6 protein-coding genes are annotated in these 4,309 nt (G+C 69.0%); 5 read left to right on the top strand and 1 reads right to left on the bottom strand.

Annotated features, from left to right (window positions below; genetic code table 11):
• Positions 1 to 117: 117 nt before the first annotated feature.
• Positions 118 to 492, bottom strand: a complete 375-nt coding sequence (locus tag VDQ18_RS22980; protein ID WP_107755159.1) for a MerR family transcriptional regulator — start codon at positions 490 to 492, stop codon at positions 118 to 120.
• A gap of 168 nt (positions 493 to 660) precedes the next feature.
• Here VDQ18_RS22980 and VDQ18_RS22975 point away from each other — a divergent pair, with 168 nt between their 5' ends.
• The 5 genes from VDQ18_RS22975 to VDQ18_RS22955 all read left to right on the top strand — a co-directional run bounded on the left by VDQ18_RS22975 (position 661) and on the right by VDQ18_RS22955 (position 4,071).
• Positions 661 to 1,092 carry a PaaI family thioesterase gene (locus VDQ18_RS22975; protein ID WP_323023182.1) on the top strand — a complete coding sequence of 144 codons (432 nt, stop codon included), beginning with the start codon at positions 661 to 663 and terminating at the stop codon, positions 1,090 to 1,092.
• Positions 1,089 to 1,613: a PaaI family thioesterase gene (locus VDQ18_RS22970; RefSeq protein ID WP_323023181.1), complete on the top strand. Its 525-nt coding sequence runs from the start codon at positions 1,089 to 1,091 to the stop codon at positions 1,611 to 1,613. Before VDQ18_RS22975 ends, VDQ18_RS22970 begins: the two co-directional genes overlap by 4 nt.
• Positions 1,610 to 2,899: an MATE family efflux transporter gene (locus tag VDQ18_RS22965; RefSeq protein WP_323023180.1), complete on the top strand. Its 1,290-nt coding sequence runs from the start codon at positions 1,610 to 1,612 to the stop codon at positions 2,897 to 2,899. The genes VDQ18_RS22970 and VDQ18_RS22965 overlap by 4 nt, the downstream gene beginning before the upstream one ends.
• A complete protein-coding gene (locus tag VDQ18_RS22960; RefSeq protein ID WP_323023179.1) occupies positions 2,896 to 3,510 on the top strand; it encodes a hypothetical protein in 615 nt (204 codons plus the stop codon). The genes VDQ18_RS22965 and VDQ18_RS22960 overlap by 4 nt, the downstream gene beginning before the upstream one ends.
• 78 nt (positions 3,511 to 3,588) lie before the next feature.
• Positions 3,589 to 4,071 (top strand): hypothetical protein, encoded by a 483-nt coding sequence (locus tag VDQ18_RS22955; RefSeq protein ID WP_323023178.1) that lies wholly within the window; start codon positions 3,589 to 3,591, stop codon positions 4,069 to 4,071.
• Positions 4,072 to 4,309 lie beyond the last annotated feature (238 nt).

The following is a 4,309-nucleotide window of genomic DNA, read 5'->3' as shown; positions in this document are numbered from 1 at the left end:
CCCTCTTAACCTTCATCTTTGTTCTCTAAATATCCTCGGGGGTTTCCAAAGGGGGTGGAAAACCCCCTTTGGCGGGGGGCGCGGGGGGCTGGCCCCCCGCTTCCACCCGGCCCCGGCTCAGGACTCGGCCGCCAGCCGTTCAACCTCGTCGCGCAACGCCTTGAGGTCGGCGATGGTCACCGCCAGTTCGTCGCGCTGGCGGGTCAGTTCGCCCAGCTGGCGGTCGGCCATGCCGACGAAGGCCTCGAACTGCGGCTTGGTGCCCTGCTTTTCATAGATCAGCAGCCATTGCCGCAGCTCCTCCAGCGCGAAGCCGAATCGGCGGCCGCGCAGGATCAGCGTCATCCGGGCCACCTCGCGCGGGCCGTAGAAGCGGTTGCGGCCTTCCTTCTCGGGGGTCAGCAGTTCGATGTATTCGTAGTAGCGCAGCGTGCGCGGCGTCACGTCGAAACGCGCGCACATCTCCTTGAACGACAGTCTCGATTCGCTCATTGCCCGGCTGCGGCCTCACTCACAGGAATAGCCGCGCTCGGCGGCGGCTGTCGCAGCGTAAGGCGCGGCCGGGGCGGGTGCAACCGCCTTGGCGCGCCTCACCGGGGCCTTGCCAAGGGGGCCGGATCGCGCCAAGGCTGGGGGAGCGAGCCACAGGCAGGACATCCCATGACCGACCCCTCTCCCGCGCAGCGTTTCATCGAGGCGATCCCGCATTCGCGGGCGCTGGGCATGCAGCTGGAGGAGATCGGCGACGGGCGGGCGGTGATTTCCATGCCCTATGACGCGCGGTTCATCGGCGATCCGGCGACGGGCGTCATTGCCGGGGGCGCGGTTTCGGCGCTGATGGACACCTGCTGCGGCGCTGCTGTCATGTCCTATCCGGGGGCGCGGGGCACGGCGACGCTGGACCTGCGCATCGACTATATGCGGGCGGCGAAGCCCGGCCAGCGGATCATCGCCCGGGCCGAGTGTTTCCACGCCAGCCGCACCGTCGCCTTCGTCCGCGCCACCGCCCATGACGAGGACGAGGGCCTGCCGGTCGCCACCGCCTCGGGCGCCTTCACCATGGAAAGCGTGACGCGGGAGGGCGGCCAGTGAGCCGCGCCAAGCCCGAGCCCGTGCAGGTCGTCAAGCAGCGCCGCGACAGCGCGCTGAAGGCGCTGATCGGCGGTATCCCCTATGTCCAGTGGCTGGGGATCCAGTTCGACCGCCGCGGCGACGAGCTGACCGCGACCCTGCCCTTCGACGAGAAGCTGATCGGCAATCCCTTCCTGCCGGCGATCCATGGCGGCGTGACCTCCGCATTCCTCGAGATCACGGCGATGATCGAGCTGAGCTGGTCCATGCTCTGGGAAGAGATGGAGAAGGGCACGCTCGACCCCCGGGCGCTGGATGCCCAGCATCTGCCGCGGCTGCCGAAGACCATTGATTTCACGGTGGATTACCTGCGCTCGGGCCTGCCGCGCGACGCCTATGCGCGGGCCCGGGTCAACCGCTCGGGGCGGCGCTATGCCTCGGTCCATGTCGAGGCCTGGCAGGACAACCGCGCGCGGCTTTTCGCCCAGGCGACCGGGCATTTCCTGATCCCCACGCGCCAGCCGCTGGCCGCGCCCGAATGACCCCGCTGACCCACCGCCGGGTGCTGGTCATCGCCCTGCCGATCGTCGCCGCGAATGTCACGGTCCCGCTGCTGGGGCTGGTCGATACCGCGGTGGTCGGGCAGCTGGGCGAGGCGGCGCCCATCGGTGCGGTGGGGCTGGGCGCGGTGATCCTGTCGGCGTTCTTCTGGATGTTCGGCTTTCTGCGCATGGGCACGACGGGGCTTGCCGCACAGGCCCATGGCGCGGGCGATGTGGCCGAGACGGGGGCGATCCTGAAGCGCGGGCTCCTGATTGCCGGGGCGGTCGGCGGGCTGCTGATCGCGCTGCAGCTGCCGCTGATCTGGGGTGCCTTCCGCCTCGCCCCGGGCTCGGCCGAGGTCGAGGGGCTGGCCGCGCAATACCTGCAGATCCGCATCTGGGGGGCGCCGGCGACCATCGGCATGTATGCGCTGACCGGCTGGCTGATCGCGCTGGAGCGGACCCGGGCGGTGATGGTGCTGCAGGTCATCACCAACGGCGCCAATATCGCGCTGGACCTGTGGTTCGTCCTCGGCCTCGGCTGGGGCGTGCCGGGGGTGGCGCTGGCCACGCTGATCGCCGAATGGTCGGGGCTGGCCTTCGGCCTCTGGCTGGTCCGGGACGGGCTGCAAGCCACCGGCGCCCGGATCTTCGACGCGCTGAAGCTCAAGCGCATGGCCACGGTCAACGGCCATATCATGGTCCGTTCGGTCCTGCTGCAGGGCTGCTTCACCGCCTTCCTGTTCCTCAGCGCCGGGCGGGGCGACCTGACCATCGCCGCCAACCAGATCCTGCTGCAATTCCTGGAGGTCATGGCCTATCTGCTGGACGGTTTCGCCTTCGCCGCCGAGACGCTGGTCGGCCAGGCCGTCGGCGCCCGCAACCGCGCCAGGCTGGCCGAGAGCGTGCGCCTCACCTCCACCTGGGGGCTGGCGGGGGCGGGGCTGATGGCGGCGCTCTTCGCCCTCCTCGGCCCGGCGATCATCGACCTGATGACCACGGCCGAGGATGTCCGGGACGAGGCCCGCCATTACCTGCCCTGGGTGGTCGCGGCCCCGTTGGTGGGGATCGCCGCCTGGATGTTCGACGGCATCTTCATCGGCGCCACGCTCACCCGGGAAATGGTCCTGACCGCCGCCTTTTCGGCCGCTACCTACACGCTCTGCGTCTGGCTGACCTGGTCCATGGGCAACCATGGGCTCTGGCTGTCGCTGATGCTCTTCAACGCCGCCCGCGGCCTGTCGCAGGCCGCTTTCTATCCCCGCATTGCCCGATCTCTCGCATGAACCCTGACCAGATGACCCGCCTCTTCACCCGCCCCGACGGCCGCTATGTCTTCGCCCGCTGGGGCCGTCCGCTGGCCCCGGTGGTCTTCGGCGTCGACGATGCCACGCTCGCCACCGTCAAGGGTGCCATCGAGGCGGTTGTGTCGCTTGCGGGCCACAAGATGGCCGAGACGGACCCCGAGCTGGGCGCCAATCTGATGATCTTCTTCTTCCGCGACTGGGACGAATTGCTGGCCGTCCCCGACCTCGACCGCCTGGTCGAGGGGTTGGAGGCGCTGGTCCCAAAGCTGAAGGCACAGGACGCCAACCAGTACCGCGCCTTCCGGTTCGACGCTCAGGGCGCGATCAAGGCCGCCTTCGCCTTCATCCGCATGGACGGCCCGATGGCCGAAGTCCCGGCCGAGGATCTGGCCCTGCTGCAGGCGGTGCAGGTAATCCTGCTCTGGGGCGACGACGCCTTCCGCGACCTGCCGCCGCTGGCCCGCGCCAAGGGTGTCGCCGTCCTGCGCCCCGAGATCGCCGCCGTGATCCGCGCCGCCTATGACCCCGTCATGCCCGGCGCGACGCAGGACCCCAGCCACGCGCTGAGACTGGCGGCGCGGGTGGGGTGAGGGACGGCGGCCCGTCCTGGGGCTGATTGCCAAACGAACCGGGTTGCCGCAATCTTCGGCTTTTCGGGCGTGACGATCATGCTTGGTAAAGCAATCTTGGCGTTGGCTATCGTGTCGGTCTCGGTGTCCGCGGGCGCAGCATTGGCCGAGTGCCGGGTCTGGGCGGTCGAAGACAGCAGCGCGGGCGGCCAACGCCGCGAACGGGTCTTCGCCTCGTCGGATCTTCAGGGGCGCGACGAGCTCGTCGCCGAAGCCGCGGGAATCGCCCGGCGCAGGGCCGCCGCCCGGGGGCTTGATTTCATCGACGTCTTCCTGACCCGGCCGCAGGACGGCACCAACCGGGCGGATCACAGCCTGATGACCTCGACGGTGCAGATGCGCTACAACCCCGGGCGCACACCGGTGATGGACGGGCGCATGCAGGCCCAGGTGCGGGATGCCGGTGCAGCCGGAGCGCTGAGCTATGGCATGCTGGACGGGCCGCGATCCACTCTGCCAGAGGCCGAGATCCGGCGTCTCGAAGGGCTGGGATTGCCCGGCGTTTCGACATCCTGCCGCTAAGGCTGCCTTGTTCCGTCGCCCGCTTGCCGGGGGCACAAGCCGCGACTCACCCGCGACTCGCTGCTTTGGCACCGGGAAGCGGCTGACAGGGTCGGGGTACTCGTGGCGGTGCGGGGTGGCGCGGTTCTTTCCGCAGAAACATTGTTCTATCCCAATGCCTTGCTCCGCTGCGTCAAGGATTGGGAATGTTGCCAAACTTACCCTAGGGCAGCTAAATCAAGGCGGGTTGTTTCGCAGG

The sequence above is a fragment of the Pararhodobacter sp. genome (assembly GCF_034676075.1).
In the GTDB taxonomy this organism is placed as follows: Bacteria; Pseudomonadota; Alphaproteobacteria; order Rhodobacterales; family Rhodobacteraceae; genus Pararhodobacter.
Note: the sequence above shows the minus strand (reverse complement) of the source record. Positions and strands in the feature narration are given on the sequence as shown.